Here is a 15,441-nt window from a genome sequence, read left to right on the forward strand (position 1 = left end):
CAGTGGCAGGTACCTCGCCTGTCCGTGACGAATCTTTTAGAGAGTGTCCTGCGCAACTATGTTTCGTACTGCCTCTATCGTGGATATAGACATTCTACAGTAGTCGGAGGAAACAGAGTATATTGCCGGCTCTAGCCGAGAATCCGGGGCGCGTGAGAGGCAACTGTTAACGGGGTTCCCCGCCCGTCACCGTGTATGCCCCAGTTCTCCGACCGGGTGGAGGCGATCTCCATCTCTGGCATCCGCGAAGTGTTCGAATCCGCCGGCGAGGACGCCATCAACCTCGGCATCGGCCAGCCGGATTTCCCGACCCCGGAGCACGCCCGCCGCGGGGCGATCGAGGCTATCGAGGCCGGGAAAACCGACGCCTACACTGCGAACAAAGGGGTTCTCGATCTTCGTGAAGGCATCGTCGCCAAACACGAACGGGACCTCGGGCTCTCCTACGACCCTGACCAGGTCATCGCCACCGCCGGGGGGAGCGAAGCGCTCCACATCGCGCTGGAGGCCCACGTCGGTCTCGGTGAAGAGGTCATCATCCCCGATCCCGGCTTCGTCGCCTACGACGCCCTGACAAAACTCGCCGGCGGGGAGCCAGTGCCGGTCCCGCTCCGTGACGACCTGACGCTCGACCCGGCTGCCGTCGAGGACGCGATCACCGAAGACACCGCCGCGTTCGTCGTGAACAGCCCCGGCAACCCGACGGGTGCGGTCTCCCCGCCCGAGGACATCCGGGCGTTCGCCCGTATCGCCGAGGAGCACGACGTGCTCTGCATCTCGGACGAGGTGTACGGCCGTATCGTCTTCGACGGAACCCACCGCTCGCCAGCCGAGTTCGCACCGGAACAGACTGTCGTCGTCGACGCCTGCTCGAAGAGCTACTCGATGACCGGCTGGCGACTCGGCTGGGTCGCGGCCTCCGAGGAGCGCGTCGAGCGCATGCTTCGGGTCCACCAGTATATCCAGGCGTGTGCCTCCGCGCCCGCGCAGTTCGCCGCCGAAGCGGCGCTCACCGGCCCCCAGGACGTGGTCGGGGAGATGGTCGAGACGTTCGAAACGCGCCGCGACATCGTCGTCGACGGGCTCACCGACATCGGCCTCGACGTCCCCACGCCCGAGGGCGCGTTCTACGTCATGCCAAAAGTGCCCGATGGGTTCGTCGACGAATGTATCGAGCGGGGTGTCGTCGTCGTCCCCGGCGGGGCGTTCGGCGAGCACGGCGAAGGGGACGCCCGAATCTCTTACGCCACGAGCACCGAAGAGATTCACGAGGCGCTGGATATCATGGCAGAGGCGGCCGAGGCGGTCAGATAACTGGGTGGCAAACGGTTAATTCCATTCAGCCGAAGGGGCGTGTATGGACAACCGTGCGATCACCGTCGGCATCCTGCTCACGACGGCCGCGATCGCGATCACGTGGTTCGGGCGACTCCCGTTCCAGTTCGCCGCGTTCGCCGGCGTCGGCCCGCTCGTGGCCGGATTTCTCAGCCGCTCGACGGACTCGAAAGCGTTCGAGGGGGTCGCGGCTATCGGCGGCGGCTATCTACTCGGGGTGTTCGTGCTCGCTATCGGCCGGTTCTTCCTCTTCCCGCAGCTCCCCTTCCGGTGGCAGATCGACGTCGCGATCACGACTGCACTGTTTGCCACTATCGGCGCCATCTTCGCCATCCCGATGAGCTGTGTCGCCGGCGCCGTGCTCGGGGGCGTCGGCGCGTCTCTCCGGGAAATCGTCGAAAGGGGGGTGTCGGTCTGAACGGCCACCCCCGGTGGGCCGCCGTACGACTGACACATCCCGGTTCAGGAGCCCTGTCAGCCCTCGTGCTGGTCAGCCTGCTCCATTCGTTTGGCCACTCCTTGCGTTGCGCCATGACCGCCTCGGACTCGTCGACCAGCCGGTGAGTCTCCACGTGGCTGGCGATCGGATTGACCCCGAGCTTGATGAGCGCGTGTGCCCCCTGCGTTGAGCTTCTCCGTCCCATCGCCGACACCGAGTCTCTCGACCGTGGGGACCTCGTGGGCAATCCACCTGTCGGGGAGCCCGCTTAGATAGATGGGAGCACGTCGTGCTCGACCACCCAGTTGGTAAGACACTCGGCGAACAGCGCCGTGTCCATCACGTGGGCCGAAACGTTGCTCGGGAGCGCCACTCGCTGCTCGTCGAGCTCTGCGTACAGTTTGATCGGGGGGTTCACGTCCCCGTCATCACCGTCACGGGCGGATGCCGCCACTCCGGATCTCGGCGAACTGCGACATCTCCAGCCTCTCGATGAAGTGATCGGTGGCGATCTTCTCGACGAGCCTGACGCCCGGCAGTTCTTCGACGAGCGTCGTGCCGCTCGAATCCACACTCTCGTCAGTGGTTCGGATTTCGACCATGGGTTCCGGTGTGAACGGGGGTTACAACTACGATCTGGGAAAAATCGGGTGGTGAGCGAAAACGGGGTCGTTAGCTGCCGCCGAACTCGACGGTGCTGACCTGCTCGATGTTCCCGTCGACGCTCGTATCGAAGCGCCAGAAGGAGTAGGAGACGGCCTTCATGTCGCCGTTCTCGTCGAAGTCGACGGAGGAGGAGGCGCCGACGTAGTTGATCGGCTCTCCCTGGGACGCGAGTTCGATCCCTTCGATGAGGTTCGCGGGGCTGATTTCCGTTCCGGAGTCGTCGCCCGGATTGGCCACCGTCCGCATCTCCTCTTTGATCGTGTCACCGTCGTTTTCGCCCGCTCTCGTTGCCGCCAGTAGCAGCACCGCGCTGGCGTCGTAGGCGTGGGCGTTGAACACGCCGGGGGACCGGTCGTACTCGTCCTCGTACTGCTGGACGAACGCGTCGTTGCCCGGCCCGGACGGGAGCGGCGCCGTCCCGTAGACGTTCGACATCTCCTCGCCGACGTTGCCTGGTAGGTCTCCGCTCTGGAGTCCGTCGGTCACGAGGATGTCCGTGTCGGTGCTGTACTCCGAGTAGAAGTCCCGGAAGATCTGGATCCCCGAGGCGGGGTAGCCGATGACGACCAGCATGTCCGGGTCGCTCTCCATCGCCTCACCGAGTTCGGTCGTGTAGGAGTCTTTCTCCTTCCGGAACGCGACACCGGTCTCCACCGTGGCGCCGCGGTCCTCGTAGGCGCCGTTGAACGACTCGAACAACGCCTGCCCGTAGTCGTTGTTGACGTAGAGTGCCGAGGCCGAGTTGCTCTCCAGGTTCTCGCTGCCGACCTGGGCCATCACTTGCCCCTGAAGCGCGTCGGAGGGTGCGGTTCGGAAGATGAGGTCGTCGTCGTCGAGTGTGGTGACGTTCGGCGACGTCGAGGAGGGCGAACAGCCGACGACACCGTTCGGGATCAGCGACTCCTGGGTGACCTGCATGTTCACGCCCGAGGACGCGGGCCCGGTAATCATCGGATAGCCCGCGTTGACGAGGTCCTCGGCAGTCGACACGGCCGCCTGCGGGTCGGTCTGACTGTCTTCGACCCGTTGGTCGATGGTGATGGGGGCGTCGCCGCTCTCGATCACGTTCTTGGGGAGGATCGCCCCGTCGCGGATCGGCTTGCCAACGGAGGCGAGGTCTCCCGTCAACGGGAGCAGCACACCGAGTCTTGCCTCGAAGCTCTCGTCGCCGCCGGATTGTGAGATACATCCGGCGAGGCCCGCCAAGGCTGCTCCACCGAAACTACCGAGTACGTCTCGTCGGTTGAATTCTCGTACCATATGCGGACTGGTAGCCCAGGTCACACATAAACCTTCCTCAGTTCTTACCGGTTAATGACCCGTTAGAACCGTTCTGAGGGTCCCGAAACAGCAGGTTGAAACGACGTCCAGTCCTGAGTCCGGCAATGAGTATTCCCTCGTTCGTGATCGCTATCGCGGGCGGGACGGGCGCCGGCAAAACCACCGTCGCCCGGTTGATCACCGAGAACGTCGGCGAGTCGGTGACTCGCATCCCGCTCGATAACTACTACGAGGACCTGAGCCACCTTGACCTGGCGGAACGGGAATCAGTCAACTACGACCACCCCTCGGCGTTCGAATGGGAGCTGCTCAGGGAGCGTCTCCGGACGCTCTCGGAGGGCCAGCCCATCGAGATGCCCGAATACGATTTCGAACAGCACAACCGGAACGCGGAGCCCGTCACGGTCACCCCGACGGAGGTCGTCGTGCTCGAGGGGATTCTGTCACTCTACGACGAAGCGATCAACGAAATCCTCGACCTGCGGCTCTACGTCGAGACTGACGCCGACGTCCGCATCCATCGGCGCATCCGCCGGGACGTCATCGAGCGTGGGCGGGAACTCGAAGACGTCATGGACCAGTACCTCTCGACGGTGAAGCCGATGCACGAGCAGTTCGTCGAACCGACGAAGAAACACGCCGACCTTCTCATCCCCGAGGGGGCGAACTCCGTGGCGGTGAACCTTCTCGAGGAGAAGGTGAAAGCCGAGGTCGCAGGCGATGGTACCCGGACCTGGGAGCGCGGCGCGATCGAACAGGAACTCGGCGGGCGACTCGACCTGGACGAGCAGTAACGTCGTTGGAAATCCGGCTTCTCTCTTCCGATTTCGGCTGTAACTGGGCCGGTGTTTGCTACGTAGGTATGCGTCCCGAGTGTTGTTCGTCCAATCGCGTTCGTTACCGGCGCGTGAGAACTCGCAGTACCACTCATCTCTCCAGTTGGCGTACTGTCCGACGACGGTCCGAGCCTAATCGGTCGACTCGGGGTCCTCTCAGCACTGCTCCCAGACGGAATAATCGACGTGTACGAAGCCGTACTCATCGAGAGCCCCGGTGAGTACTCGACCAAATCGTGGCTCAGTTCAGGGATACGCATCGAGGGTGTGCTCGTAGCTGTCGCCAGTCTAGTTGGCGGACGGGCGTCTGCCTGGATGATGAACCTTACTGGGGTCTTCGGTGTCGTTCCCCTCCTGTCTCCACGACTGTACCGCGAATTCGCCACGGACCTGCTGTACGAAGAGCCGGAGCGAGTCACGTGGAACGATCGGTTCACTGGAATACGACGAGTCGTTGGGTTCGTGTACGTGTTTCTCGCAGTCAGAGCGTTCACGCAGCGCCGAGACGGTGAGCGACAGTGAACACGTCTCCAACTGCTGGAACATTTGGCACAGAAGATTTATTCCGCAGAGTTTGTTACACACTCCCATATGGCGGGGCACGACGACCTCACGTTTCCGAACTGCTGTGCGTGCTGTCCCCATCTGCAGACGTTCAAAGCCTCGTGTAGCCACGACGTTCGGCAATCACTCGTCCACGAACTCACGACCGAACAGTCCTGCCCGGTGTACGTTCGAGAGAAAACCACCGCGATGCAACAACTCGTCGACGAGCAGTAGTTCTCGTTCCCTCCGTCCGAATCTCGCGATAGCCAGCCGCGGCCCCCACAGACCCGATACCGGGGCTCTGTCGCTGCCGCTGGCGTTTACTCCGTATCTCGTGTGAACAGGTATGCAGTCGCGACGGCTCAGGCGTCGACGAACTGCTCAGAGCCTTCGTAGGACCAGTAGCCATTCTCGCGCATCGCCTCACCGAGCACCTGGTGGAACTCGACGAAATCTTCGAACTCCTCCTGGTCGACGCCCTCGAAGATTTCCTCGACTGAGGCGACCTGCTCGGAGCTGATCCGGATCGGGTCGTCCCCGTACTCGGCGACGTACTCCTCGGCGGACAGCGGGAAGTCCTCCTCCTCGTCGATCTTCTTCGCGAGCACTGCGTGCCCGTACTTGCGCATGCCTTCGCTCCCCTTCTCGCCGTCCGGGTCGTGTGGCCAGTCGCCAGTGTCGCTCATTGACGACGGTTGTCCCGGCCCGGGCAAAGCTTTTGCGTTCAGTTGCTAGCTCGGTTAGGGCGGACGTTCGGGAGACGCGCCGCTCTTCAGTTCGGTCAGAATGCGGTGGGACTGGGATTCGAACCCAGGAGGCTTGCGCCACCTGCTTTCAAGGCAGGCGCAATGGGCCACTCTGCCATCCCACCACGACATCCCTCCTTCCAACCCGAAAGAAATGAACCTACCGGACCATCCTCGAACCGCTGCTATCAACCCCCAATCCGACAACCCTACCGCCGAACCAGTTCCGGTGACCCGTCCTCGCCCGCCTCGACGAGCAGCCCCCACTCCTCGACACGCGCTGCGGTGAACTCCGGTACCACCCGCTCGGCGGCGACGCGGGCGCGGATGCGGGCGACGACCGTCGCGAGTTCGTCGCCGGTCCGGACCGTCGGCTGCATCGGGAGGAACTCCGTCTCGTACCCCTCGTCACGGGCCGCGTCAGTGAGATGCCAGAGCGGCGGTGTCTCCAGCGCGTCGCTGAAATCGACGGTGTCGGTGAAGCCGGCGTAGTAGATCGAGCCGCCGTGGCCCGGGCCGAGGACGACTTCGTTGCTCCGGAGCTTCATCGCCGCCTGGTCGATACCTGGGCGGGTGACGAACGGCGTGGTGCCGGTCAGCACCGCGACGGAGTCAGCCTCCTCCTCACGGAGCAGGTGAGTCACCGTGTTGCCCACGCGGGCGCTCTGTGTCGAGCCGACCTGGGGCTCGAAGCGTGCGACGCTGGGGTCGTCCAGTGCATCTGCGGCGAGCGCGCGCACCTCCGCCTCGGCGGATGTCTCGGTGCGGTGCTCCTCCGGAAGCAGATCCTCCGGTCGGAAGTTCACGAGCAGGTCCCCGCCCGTGCGGTCGATAGCGCGCATGGCGTCTTTCGCCATCGCCGCGGCGAGTTCGGCGGTCCCTTCCTTGGTCAACGGGCTTGTCTCCGCCAGATCAGGGAGGACCAGGCCGGGGCGGGGCGGGTCGGTTACCAGGACGATGACAGACATCATCGACACTCGGCCGGCGACGCATTTCAACGCGCCGAAACCGGTGTCCTCGCGGCACCGAAACGCGGCGGTTCGACGACGATGATTTACCCCGCCACCCGAACCGTCGCCATTTATACACGAGCCACGTCACCCCACAGCCATGTTCGGGATGCGTGGAGTCGGCCGGCTCACCCTCGGCGTCGTCACGGCGCTGGCGCTGGGCGCGCTGGTAACGTACGTCCGCCTGCTCCCCGGTTCGGACGTCCTCGCGGCGAGCGCGCTGGTGTTCACACTCTGTGTCGCCAGTGTCGTCGCTGGGGTCGCTGTCGGCTCGCAGGGCCAGCCGAACGAGACGGCGTACTGGTAACTGAGCACTCGGGTCCTGGCGGCGCAGTGAGGGGGTCCCGTGCCACAGGCAACCGGTGGCGCAGGTTACCGGCTCCGCCGTCCCTTCGTCTGCCGGTAGTCCCGTGAGAAGACGTTCTGTAGGACGTGGTCGACGAACGCTGTTTCCTGTGCCTCGGTCTGTTCTTCCAGCGGACGCATCGGCACCAGCTCGAACCCGCGTCCGCGGATAGTCGTCGCATGCTCGGCCTCGATATCGAAGCTCTCTGGCCGACGTGTGGTGTACTCGATGGCCAGTTCCTCCAGCGCGCGCTGGCCGATCGGAACGATAATATGCGGGTTGATCATCCGCAGTTCGGCGTTCAGAAACGGCTCACAGTTCCGGACCTCGTCGTCGTGTGCTGCTCGTTCGGGATGGCGACAGCGCGCGAGATGGGTAAGATAGGCGTTCTGGAGCGCTGGCTCCTCGGCGTCCGGCGGCGAACGCGAGAAGCCGAGTTCGCCGAGCATCCGCTGGAGCCGCTGGCCCGCCTCGTCGCCGGTGAACGGCACACCCGTCGCCTCGGCGGCGTCGGATGGCGATTCGCCGACGAAAACGAACTCCCCGCCGACGTCGCCGTAGCCGTGGACGATCGCCTCGCGACAGTCTGTGAGTGCCGGACAGTTCCGGCAGTCCTCGTCCATGCTGAACGGGTTCGACAGTTCGTCCTGATGAGCGTCCACGATGCTGGATGGTCGTTTGAAACGCAAAACGGTTCGGGTGTGTCGGGCTACCGGTCCCAGTCTGGTCGGCTACTCGTCGTCGCGGCCGCGGTTCAGCCCGCCCCTGGCCTTGATCTCCATGATGTGGCGCATGTTCAGGTAGATCTCCGCGGGCGAGGTTTCCTCGCCCTCCTCGTAAAGGTCGGAGACGCGGTAGACAAACGCCGATACCTGGTCGGCCTCCGAGGAGTCGCCGCGGGCGCGGACCTCCTCGGCAACCGCTCGGAGCAGTTCGCGCTTCTCGGGATCTTCCGGAAACGTGGCATCGGAGTCGGGCGCCATCTCCCAGTCGACGCCGGCGGCCTCCTCGGCGTCCGGTTCGGCCGCGGCTGGCTCGCCCCCGCAGTCGCCGTCTGCGACCTCGCTGTGGGCCGCCTCGCGCTCGCCGTCCGCGTCGTCGGACTCGTTACTGGGCATCCCGGCGGACACCTTGTTGTGCCCCCTGTCGGCGGATGATGCCGACGTTGTTGGCAACGTTCTCCGTGAGCACGCGGAACGCGTCTGCGGTATCACCTTCGCCGAGCACCGCGGGCGTGCCCTCGTCGCCGCCCTCGCGGACGGATGGGTCGAGGGGGATACCGCCGAGGAACGGCAGGTCGTTCTCCTCGGCCAGCTTCCGGCCGCCGCCGGAGCCGAAGATGTCGTGCTCGCTGCCACAGTCCGGACAGCGGAACGAGGCCATGTTCTCGGCGACGCCGAGCACCGGGGTCTCGTGCTTGCCGAACATCCGCAGCCCCTTGCGGGCGTCGTCGACGGCGACTTCCTGGGGCGTCGTGACGACGACAGAGCCCGTGAGGGGCAGCGTTTGCAGGATAGTTAGCTGTGTGTCACCGGTGCCCGGCGGCAGGTCGAGCACCATGTAGTCGAGGTTCCCCCACTCCACGTCCTCGACGAGCTGGGTCAGCAGCTTGTGGACCATCGGGCCACGCCAGATAACGGGGTCGTCCTCGCCCGAGAGGAACGCCATCGACATCAGCTTCACACCGAACTTCTCGGGCGGGATGATGCGCTCCTCCTCCGTCGCCCGCGGTGCCTCGTCGGCTGCGAGCATCCGCGGGACGTTCGGCCCGTAGACGTCGGCGTCGAACAGGCCGACGCGGGCGCCGAGCTTCGAGAGCCCGGCGGCGATGTTGACCGCAAGCGTCGACTTTCCGACGCCGCCCTTCCCGGAGGCGACGGCGATGATGTTCTTCACGCCCGGCAGCACCTGCTCGTCCGGGTCTGTTTCCTCGGGTACGTTCGCCGACAGCTCAACCTCCAGTCCAGCGTCGGTCATGCGCTCTCGGACCTCGGTGGCGATGGCCGACTCGTGGGGAGAGTACGGCGCCCCGAGCGCGAGTGAGATCTTCGCCGTTCCGTCCTCGACGGCGACGGCGTTGACCAGCCCGAGCGAGACGAGGTCATCGCCAAGAGCGGGGTCCTCAACCTCGGCGAGCAGGTCGCGTACGGCGGATTCGTCCATGCGTAGGAGTCGCGCGTGACGCTAATGAGGGTTTTGACCCGAGATGTTCCCAATCATCGGCTTCTTGCCAACTATGTGTCCAGTTTCGCCCAGCGCCCGGTCAGTTACGAAACTGTTAGTAGTTACATCCAGTCCGCCAACACCCGGTTGTTTAAGCCCTTCCGGTCACATCATCGTGTAAATGCCGCTCTCGGACGATTTCGGACGAGAAGTGACAGGGGTCCGGGTGTCACTCACCGACCGGTGTAACTTCGACTGCGTGTACTGTCACAACGAGGGGTTGGGCGACACCCGCGGCCCGATGGACCCGCAAGACGACGAGATGGCGACCGACGACGTGGTCAGGTTCCTCGACGTCGTTGCGGAGTACGGCGTGGACTCCGTGAAACTCACCGGCGGCGAGCCAATGCTTCGGGACGACCTGGAGGAGATTATCCGGCGCGCGCCCGACGAGATGGAGGTCTCGATGACCACCAACGGGACCTTCCTCCCCGGCCGCGCTGAGGACCTCAAAGAGGCCGGACTCGACCGGGTAAACGTCTCCCAGGACGCGCTCGACCCCGACGAGTTCGCCGAAATCACCAAATCCGGGGCCTACGACAAGGTGATGGAGGGCGTCCAGGCCGCCGTCGATGCCGGCCTCGAGCCGGTGAAACTCAACATGGTCGTCTTCGAGCACACCGCCGGCTTCGTCGAGGGGATGGTCGACCACGTCGCCGAGAACGAAGGCCTGCAGCTCCAGCTGATCGAGTATATGCCCGAACTCACCGGGCGCCCGGAGTGGAACATCGATATCCAGCGCGTCCACGACTGGCTCGGTGATATCGCCGAGCACATCGAACACCGGGAGATGCACGACCGGCGGCGGTACTTCGTCAACCCTGACACTGCCGAATCCGTCGCCGCGGCGCCCCAGCCCTCCGAACTCGACGAGTTCCAGGGCGGGATGGTCGAAATCGTCGACCCGGTCGAGAACGCGGGCTTCTGTGCCAACTGCGGCCGGGTTCGGGTCACACACGAGGGGTATCTGAAGGGTTGTCTCAACCGTAACGACGACCTGAAATCGATGGGCGAGATGAGCCGGGAGGAGATCCGCGAGACGTTCGAAGCGGTCGTCGCCGAACGAGTCCCCTACTACGGTGAGTATCTCGTCGAGAACGAGCGTGGCGAGTACGAGATCAACGAGAAATACATCAGCACCAACGTGGCGGACTGAGCCGAAATCGTCAGCAGGTTTTAGGTACTCTCCGTGAAACTCGGGGGTGATGCCCTCCATCCTCGTTCGTCTGCGTGGCGCGTGGGACCGGCTCTCCGCGCACAATCTCCGGTACTACGCGCTCGTCCCGCTGGTGGTGGCGGCGCTGAACGGAACGAAAATCCAGAACCTGCTTCGCTCGGACCACGACTTCCACGCCGGCATCTCGTTCGGCGCGCCGCTACCGGTCACCGACGCGTGGTCGTTCGTCTCGACACCCGCAGTCGGCGGCGGCGTGCAGTTCTCCGGCCCCAGGACACGCCTCGGCATCGGGCTCTTTGCGTTCGGGCTGGTGCTTCAGGGAGTGCTGCTGGCCGGCTACCTCGGCGGCCTCCATCGGGGCCTCCGAGGTGACCAGCCGCGGTTCGGCGCCGCGGTCGGGGCGTACTGGCAGCGCTTCCTGGGCTTTGCCGTCCTTCTGTTGGGCCTCTTCCTCCCGCCGGTGTTGTTCACACTCGCAGCCCGCTCGCTCGCGCCGCTGGTGGTTCTCTGGCTGGTGGCGTTTTTCGTGCTTGGCTACCTGCTCTACGCCGCACCCTATCTGATCGTCCTCCACGACGCTGGCCTCGGCGAGGCGCTATCCTGGAGCGTCTCACTGGCGACTGACGGCGGCGCCTACCTGCGGTACGCGGTCGGCTACGCGCTCGCCGTCGTCGCTATCTCCATCCCGGCGACGCTCGTCGTCGCGAACGTCCCCATTCTGGGGATTCCGCTCGGCATCGTCGGCCTCGCGCCAGTGGGGCTGGTGTTCGACACCGCGACACTGGTGTTCGTCGCTGATCTGACTGACGCTGAGGGACTGGGTACGCGGCTGCCTCGAGGGAGACGACCCAACCGTGCCGCGCTCTCGACGCCCCCCGACGAGCGCGGTTCAACGTAGCGACAAATCGCCGACGACCGCTCTGTATCTGGCCATCAGCGTGCCGACCAGTCGGCGTTCCACGGGGGTGAATCCCAGCAGGCCCAGGGTTGTGGCGTAGGCGACGAAGCCGAGTCCGGTTCCGACGAGGGCGCCAACCGGGCCGGGAAGCAGCCCGCGGACGAGGAGTGCGATGAGTACGAAGGGAACCGCGGCAACGAGGGCGTAGCCGTGCCGGCGGGTGAACGGCTGCAGCCCTTCGAGGTAGTAGAGGACAGCCACCTCGATCCCGTTGTTGAGCCAGAGCATCAGCAGATAGCTGGCGACGACGCCGGTCAGCCCGTAGCGAACCGTGAGCGGAATCGCGGTGACGATGAGCACGCCGGTGATCAACACGTTCACCACCAACAGCGCGCGCTGGTTGTCGGTCATCCGGAGCAGGATGCCGACGCTCCCCGCGGCGCAGGCGCCGAACTGCGCGACGACGAACGCGACGAGCAGCGGCGCGGACTCGACGAACGTCGGGCCGAACACCGACAGCACGCTGACCCGGTAGATGATGACCGGAACCCCCATCGCGGTGACGCCGACGAGTACCAGCCGGCTGGTGACGTGGTAGAGCCGCGAGAGCGCCTCGCTGTGGCCCTCGTCGGTGAGCGCGGCGGCGACCGGCGGGATGAACTGATTGATCGCCATCAGCGGCAGCCGAACCAGCCCCGAGACGAGCACGCCGACGGCGAACACGCCGCCGGCGACGCCCGAGAGGAAGACCGCGATGAGCGGGTAGAAGCCCAGGCGCTGGGTCGTCGTCGCGAAGCCGCCGAGGAACAGCGGGACGGTGAAGCTGAGGTAGCGCCGGCGGAGCGCCGGGAGGTCGAGGCCGTCGGAACCCCCGGGGCGAAGCCGCGGTCGCAACCCTTTCACTCGGTAGAGCCACCCCGCTGCCCCGAAGCCGACTGCGGCCATCACGAACAGTACGCCGCCGGCGACGACGACGATATCGCCGATGAGAAACGTCCCGACGATACCGACCAATAGCTGGGCAGCGGGGAACGCGATCCGAAGCGTGAGGTTCAGCGGGCCGACCGCCTCCAGCCCGCGGAGCACCTCCGTGACGGTGAACAGCCAGACGCTCGCGGGCGTCCCGAGCGCGAACACGCGCAGGAGCGTCCGGAACGTCTGGCCCTTGTCGGCGATCTCGGTGACCGCCGGCGCGGCGAGATAGAGCGCGGCGCCGAAGACGGTGGCGACCCCGAGCAGCAACATCGCGGCGAACGTCGCCAGCGCCTCCCGCTCCTCGCTGTCAGCGGTCGGGAGATAGCGGCTCAGCCCGCTCCGGAAGCCGAGCACGATGCGAGAGAGATAGCGCTGGAGCCGCCGGGCCAGCGCGAACAGCCCGTACGGCGCGGCGGCGAACCCGTTCGTCAGCACGGCAGTGAACGCGACGGTCAGCCCGCGCTGGAGAAGGATGCTCGGCACCGAGACCGCGGCGCCGTGGGCCACCCGCTCCAGCGCGTCGTCGAGTCGTTCGGTGACCGCGTCAGTGTCGGCGGGGCCGCCAGCTGAATCCGTCTCCGCGTCGGTGCCCGGGACCGCTTCCGCGATTTCCCCACTGTCCGATGCGTCAGACTGACCGGAGGACACGCTGGCGGCTACTGGCAAGAGGTGGTTAAGCGGTGCGATACAGTGCTCGACGGTGGTCCCGAGACACCGGCCGGTCGAAGCGTTCCTCAGAGCTCCTCCGGCTGGGTGCCGATCCCGTCGGGCCAGCCAGTCGGTGCTGCGGCGGTGGGCTCGGCGTGGGACCGCTTGAGCACCATCGGCGTCCGCTCCATCGAGAGAACGAGGTCACCGTCCTGGGTGTAGGCCCGGAGCTCCGTGGTCACGATGCCGACGTGGTCGCGGGATTCGGACTCCCGCTTCTCGATGACCTCGCTCTCTGCGAACAGCGTGTCGCCGTGGAAGACCGGCCCCCGGTGGCGGATCTTGTCGTAGCCCAGATTGGCCGTGGCGTTCGCGGAGACGTCGATGACGCTCATCCCGACGGCGAGTGCGATGACGAACGTGCCGTCGACGAGGCGCTCGCCGAACTCGGTTTCGGCCGCGTAGGCCTCGTTGAAGTGCATCGGGTTGAGGTTCATCGTCACGTTGGTGAACCAGACGTTGTCCGTCTCGGTCACCGTCCGGCCGTACGGGTGTTTGTAGATATCCCCGACGGTGAAATCCTCGTAGTAGCGCCCCTCCCAGCCCGGGACGAGGCGCCTGCCGCCGTCGCCGTCGTCGTCGTCGCTGTCGCGTGCCATAGCCAACGGTCCAGCAGTGGCAGCATAAACGTACGGCCCAGTCCGGGTCGGCCTGCGGAACGGGGGTCAGTACGACCGCGGCAGGTCGAGCACCTTCTCGCCGACGTAGTTGAGCGCAAGCTCCTGTGCGATAGGGACCAGCCGGGTCAGCCGAGCTTCGCGGAAGTAGCGCTCCACGTCGTACTCGGTCGCCACACCGAAGCCCCCGTGGGTCTGGACGGCGGCGTCGGCAGCCTCGAACGCCGCGTCGGCGGCGAGGAACTTCGCCATGTTCGCGTGGGCGCCGAGCTGTTCCCGGGGGAGCTCGTCGGCGTGTATCGCGGCGTGGTAGGTGAGCTGTTTTGCGGCCTGCACGCGGGCGTGGGCCTCCGCGAGCGGGTGCTGGATCGCCTGATTTGATCCGATAGGACTCCCGAACACCTCCCGGTCGCGTGCGTAACTCGCGCCCGCCTCGACGGCGAGTTCGCCGAGGCCCAGACACTCGCCGGCGATTGCCAGCCGCTCCTCGTTCAGCCCGTCGAGCACCTGGTAGAACCCCTCGCCCTCCGCACCGATGAGGCTGGATTCGGGCACGCGAAGCCCCTCGAACCACATCTCGAAGGAGTGAACGAACTCGCTCACCGATTTCTCGATAGATTCGATCTCCAGCCCGCCCTGCTCGAAGGCGTCCTCGAGGTCGACGAGGAACATGGAGATCCCCTTCGTCGGCTTCTCGACCTCGTCTTCGGGGGTGGTCCGGGCGACGAGCACGATGTAGTCCGAGACGTCCACTCGTGAGGTCCAGATCTTCTGACCGTCGATGACGTACTCCTCGTCCTCTTTCTCCGCGAACGTCTCGATCGCCGTCGACTCCGAGCCCGCGTTGGGTTCGGTCAGGCCGAACGACTGGATCGACACCTCCCCCGAGGCGACCTTCGGCAGGAGCTCCTGCTTCAGCTTCTCGCTGCCGTAGTTCACGAGTGGTCGCGTGTTGTAGATACTCCCGTGAATGGCCTGGGCGGCGCTGAAGCCGCCGCCGCTGGCAGCGATCTCCTCCATCATCACGACCACTTCTGGGGTGGACATCCCGGCGCCGCCGTACTCCGTCGGGACGAGCGCGCCCAGCCACCCCTCGTCGGCGAGTGTGTCGACGAACTCGTGAGGATACTCGCCCGTCCGCGCGTGGTCGCGCCAGTAGGCGTCGTCGAACTCGCCCGCTATCTCGCGGATGCTCTTCCGGACCAGTCGCTGTTGCTCGCTCAGATCGACGCTACCGCGGACGGGGTGTGGCATCGTCCGTGGCATCGGTTCGGGCGGACATAACTCCCTCGCACGCGGCGAGATTGGAGGGGCCTTCGGTGTTCAGGACTCGGGCGCTGCCAGCGAACGTAGCTTCTTGTGGTGACGCCGCAACAGTCGGCTATGGCCGACAGCTGTGAGCATCTGGAGTATCGGGACGCCGGCAACGACACGCAGTTCGACCGCCAGCGTCCGTTCTGTACGGTCGTCGGCGAGTTCGTCCAGCCCATGCGCGCGGACATCTGTGCCGCCCGCCACGACCTCGCCCCGGCCGAGGATTGTGAGTACTACCGGCAGGCGCACGACCTTGGATCCGTAACCGGGTTCGACGGCGACGCGAACCGAACAGGCGCGTCGGACGACGGCGACGCGAACCGA

Annotated in this window: 19 protein-coding genes and 1 tRNA gene; 8 read left to right on the plus strand and 12 right to left on the minus strand. The window is 65.4% G+C overall.

Features of this window, described 5'->3' with window-relative positions:
* Window positions 1–195: 195 nt before the first annotated feature.
* Together V5A38_RS07740 and V5A38_RS07745 are read left to right on the plus strand one after the other, a co-directional pair.
* Window positions 196–1,314 (plus strand): pyridoxal phosphate-dependent aminotransferase, encoded by a 1,119-nt coding sequence (locus tag V5A38_RS07740; RefSeq protein WP_332325183.1) that lies wholly within the window; start codon window positions 196–198, stop codon window positions 1,312–1,314.
* Window positions 1,315–1,357: 43 nt separating this feature from the next.
* A complete protein-coding gene (locus V5A38_RS07745; RefSeq protein WP_332325184.1) occupies window positions 1,358–1,753 on the plus strand; it encodes a hypothetical protein in 396 nt (131 codons plus the stop codon).
* 289 nt (window positions 1,754–2,042) lie between these two features.
* On the opposite strand, the gene V5A38_RS07750 is transcribed toward V5A38_RS07745, so the two are convergent.
* The 3 genes from V5A38_RS07750 to V5A38_RS07760 all read right to left on the minus strand — a co-directional run bounded on the left by V5A38_RS07750 (window position 2,043) and on the right by V5A38_RS07760 (window position 3,700).
* On the minus strand, window positions 2,043–2,228 hold the full coding sequence (locus V5A38_RS07750) for a hypothetical protein (RefSeq protein WP_332325185.1): 186 nt from the start codon (window positions 2,226–2,228) through the stop codon (window positions 2,043–2,045).
* Window positions 2,209–2,376 carry a hypothetical protein gene (locus V5A38_RS07755; RefSeq protein WP_332325186.1) on the minus strand — a complete coding sequence of 56 codons (168 nt, stop codon included), beginning with the start codon at window positions 2,374–2,376 and terminating at the stop codon, window positions 2,209–2,211. The genes V5A38_RS07750 and V5A38_RS07755 overlap by 20 nt, the downstream gene beginning before the upstream one ends.
* Before the next feature lie 70 nt (window positions 2,377–2,446).
* A complete protein-coding gene (locus V5A38_RS07760; protein ID WP_332325187.1) occupies window positions 2,447–3,700 on the minus strand; it encodes an ABC transporter substrate-binding protein in 1,254 nt (417 codons plus the stop codon).
* 125 nt (window positions 3,701–3,825) lie between these two features.
* Between V5A38_RS07760 and udk the strand changes: the two genes are divergently transcribed.
* Together udk and V5A38_RS07770 are read left to right on the plus strand one after the other, a co-directional pair.
* A complete protein-coding gene (udk, locus tag V5A38_RS07765) occupies window positions 3,826–4,515 on the plus strand; it encodes a uridine kinase (protein WP_332325188.1) in 690 nt (229 codons plus the stop codon).
* Window positions 4,516–5,148: 633 nt separating this feature from the next.
* Window positions 5,149–5,337: a hypothetical protein gene (locus V5A38_RS07770; protein ID WP_332325189.1), complete on the plus strand. Its 189-nt coding sequence runs from the start codon at window positions 5,149–5,151 to the stop codon at window positions 5,335–5,337.
* A 128-nt stretch (window positions 5,338–5,465) separates the two neighbouring features.
* On the opposite strand, the gene V5A38_RS07775 is transcribed toward V5A38_RS07770, so the two are convergent.
* The 3 genes from V5A38_RS07775 to V5A38_RS07785 form a co-directional block, all read right to left on the minus strand.
* On the minus strand, window positions 5,466–5,789 hold the full coding sequence (locus V5A38_RS07775) for a DUF5785 family protein (protein WP_332325190.1): 324 nt from the start codon (window positions 5,787–5,789) through the stop codon (window positions 5,466–5,468).
* 103 nt (window positions 5,790–5,892) lie between these two features.
* Window positions 5,893–5,974: transfer RNA gene (locus V5A38_RS07780), tRNA-Ser, on the minus strand.
* A gap of 84 nt (window positions 5,975–6,058) precedes the next feature.
* A complete protein-coding gene (locus V5A38_RS07785; RefSeq protein WP_332325191.1) occupies window positions 6,059–6,817 on the minus strand; it encodes a hypothetical protein in 759 nt (252 codons plus the stop codon).
* A gap of 142 nt (window positions 6,818–6,959) precedes the next feature.
* On the opposite strand from V5A38_RS07785, the gene V5A38_RS07790 reads away from it, so the two are divergent.
* Window positions 6,960–7,166: a hypothetical protein gene (locus tag V5A38_RS07790; RefSeq protein WP_332325192.1), complete on the plus strand. Its 207-nt coding sequence runs from the start codon at window positions 6,960–6,962 to the stop codon at window positions 7,164–7,166.
* A 65-nt stretch (window positions 7,167–7,231) separates the two neighbouring features.
* Here the strand turns inward: V5A38_RS07790 and V5A38_RS07795 are convergent, their stop codons facing one another.
* The 3 genes from V5A38_RS07795 to V5A38_RS07805 form a co-directional block, all read right to left on the minus strand.
* Entirely contained in the window at window positions 7,232–7,867 is a 636-nt protein-coding gene (locus V5A38_RS07795) for a uracil-DNA glycosylase (RefSeq protein ID WP_332325193.1), read from the minus strand.
* Window positions 7,868–7,936: 69 nt separating this feature from the next.
* Entirely contained in the window at window positions 7,937–8,323 is a 387-nt protein-coding gene (locus V5A38_RS07800; protein WP_332325194.1) for a hypothetical protein, read from the minus strand.
* Complete coding sequence (locus V5A38_RS07805) at window positions 8,313–9,368, minus strand: Mrp/NBP35 family ATP-binding protein (protein WP_332325195.1); 1,056 nt, start codon at window positions 9,366–9,368, stop codon at window positions 8,313–8,315. The genes V5A38_RS07800 and V5A38_RS07805 overlap by 11 nt, the downstream gene beginning before the upstream one ends.
* A gap of 181 nt (window positions 9,369–9,549) precedes the next feature.
* Here V5A38_RS07805 and moaA point away from each other — a divergent pair, with 181 nt between their 5' ends.
* Entirely contained in the window at window positions 9,550–10,584 is a 1,035-nt protein-coding gene (gene moaA, locus V5A38_RS07810) for a GTP 3',8-cyclase MoaA (RefSeq protein ID WP_332325196.1), read from the plus strand.
* Between the two features lie 49 nt (window positions 10,585–10,633).
* A complete protein-coding gene (locus V5A38_RS07815) occupies window positions 10,634–11,503 on the plus strand; it encodes a hypothetical protein (protein WP_332325197.1) in 870 nt (289 codons plus the stop codon).
* On the opposite strand, the gene V5A38_RS07820 is transcribed toward V5A38_RS07815, so the two are convergent.
* The 3 genes from V5A38_RS07820 to V5A38_RS07830 form a co-directional block, all read right to left on the minus strand.
* Entirely contained in the window at window positions 11,495–13,126 is a 1,632-nt protein-coding gene (locus tag V5A38_RS07820) for a lipopolysaccharide biosynthesis protein (protein ID WP_332325198.1), read from the minus strand. The genes V5A38_RS07815 and V5A38_RS07820 overlap by 9 nt on opposite strands.
* 86 nt (window positions 13,127–13,212) lie before the next feature.
* Entirely contained in the window at window positions 13,213–13,785 is a 573-nt protein-coding gene (locus V5A38_RS07825) for a MaoC family dehydratase (RefSeq protein ID WP_332325199.1), read from the minus strand.
* 66 nt (window positions 13,786–13,851) lie between these two features.
* Window positions 13,852–15,057, minus strand: coding sequence for an acyl-CoA dehydrogenase family protein (locus V5A38_RS07830; protein WP_332325200.1), 1,206 nt, complete (start codon window positions 15,055–15,057; stop codon window positions 13,852–13,854).
* Window positions 15,058–15,186: 129 nt separating this feature from the next.
* On the opposite strand from V5A38_RS07830, the gene V5A38_RS07835 reads away from it, so the two are divergent.
* Window positions 15,187–15,441: hypothetical protein (locus tag V5A38_RS07835; protein WP_332325201.1), on the plus strand; the 255-nt coding region annotated here is incomplete at its 3' end.

This window comes from Halolamina sp., from assembly GCF_036626355.1.
Classification (GTDB): domain Archaea; phylum Halobacteriota; class Halobacteria; order Halobacteriales; family Haloferacaceae; genus Halolamina.

Coding starts and splice junctions, on each gene's coding strand:
- V5A38_RS07815 (WP_332325197.1), top strand. CDS start 10,634: ATGCCCTCCATCCTCGTTCGTCTGCGTGGCGCGTGGGACCGGCTCTCC.
- V5A38_RS07740 (WP_332325183.1), top strand. CDS start 196: ATGCCCCAGTTCTCCGACCGGGTGGAGGCGATCTCCATCTCTGGCATC.
- V5A38_RS07805 (WP_332325195.1), bottom strand. CDS start 9,368: ATGGACGAATCCGCCGTACGCGACCTGCTCGCCGAGGTTGAGGACCCC.
- V5A38_RS07745 (WP_332325184.1), top strand. CDS start 1,358: ATGGACAACCGTGCGATCACCGTCGGCATCCTGCTCACGACGGCCGCG.
- V5A38_RS07760 (WP_332325187.1), bottom strand. CDS start 3,700: ATGGTACGAGAATTCAACCGACGAGACGTACTCGGTAGTTTCGGTGGA.
- V5A38_RS07790 (WP_332325192.1), top strand. CDS start 6,960: ATGTTCGGGATGCGTGGAGTCGGCCGGCTCACCCTCGGCGTCGTCACG.
- V5A38_RS07785 (WP_332325191.1), bottom strand. CDS start 6,817: ATGTCTGTCATCGTCCTGGTAACCGACCCGCCCCGCCCCGGCCTGGTC.
- V5A38_RS07770 (WP_332325189.1), top strand. CDS start 5,149: ATGGCGGGGCACGACGACCTCACGTTTCCGAACTGCTGTGCGTGCTGT.
- V5A38_RS07775 (WP_332325190.1), bottom strand. CDS start 5,789: ATGAGCGACACTGGCGACTGGCCACACGACCCGGACGGCGAGAAGGGG.
- V5A38_RS07830 (WP_332325200.1), bottom strand. CDS start 15,057: ATGCCACACCCCGTCCGCGGTAGCGTCGATCTGAGCGAGCAACAGCGA.
- udk (WP_332325188.1), top strand. CDS start 3,826: ATGAGTATTCCCTCGTTCGTGATCGCTATCGCGGGCGGGACGGGCGCC.
- V5A38_RS07755 (WP_332325186.1), bottom strand. CDS start 2,376: ATGGTCGAAATCCGAACCACTGACGAGAGTGTGGATTCGAGCGGCACG.
- moaA (WP_332325196.1), top strand. CDS start 9,550: ATGCCGCTCTCGGACGATTTCGGACGAGAAGTGACAGGGGTCCGGGTG.
- V5A38_RS07800 (WP_332325194.1), bottom strand. CDS start 8,323: ATGCCCAGTAACGAGTCCGACGACGCGGACGGCGAGCGCGAGGCGGCC.
- V5A38_RS07825 (WP_332325199.1), bottom strand. CDS start 13,785: ATGGCACGCGACAGCGACGACGACGACGGCGACGGCGGCAGGCGCCTC.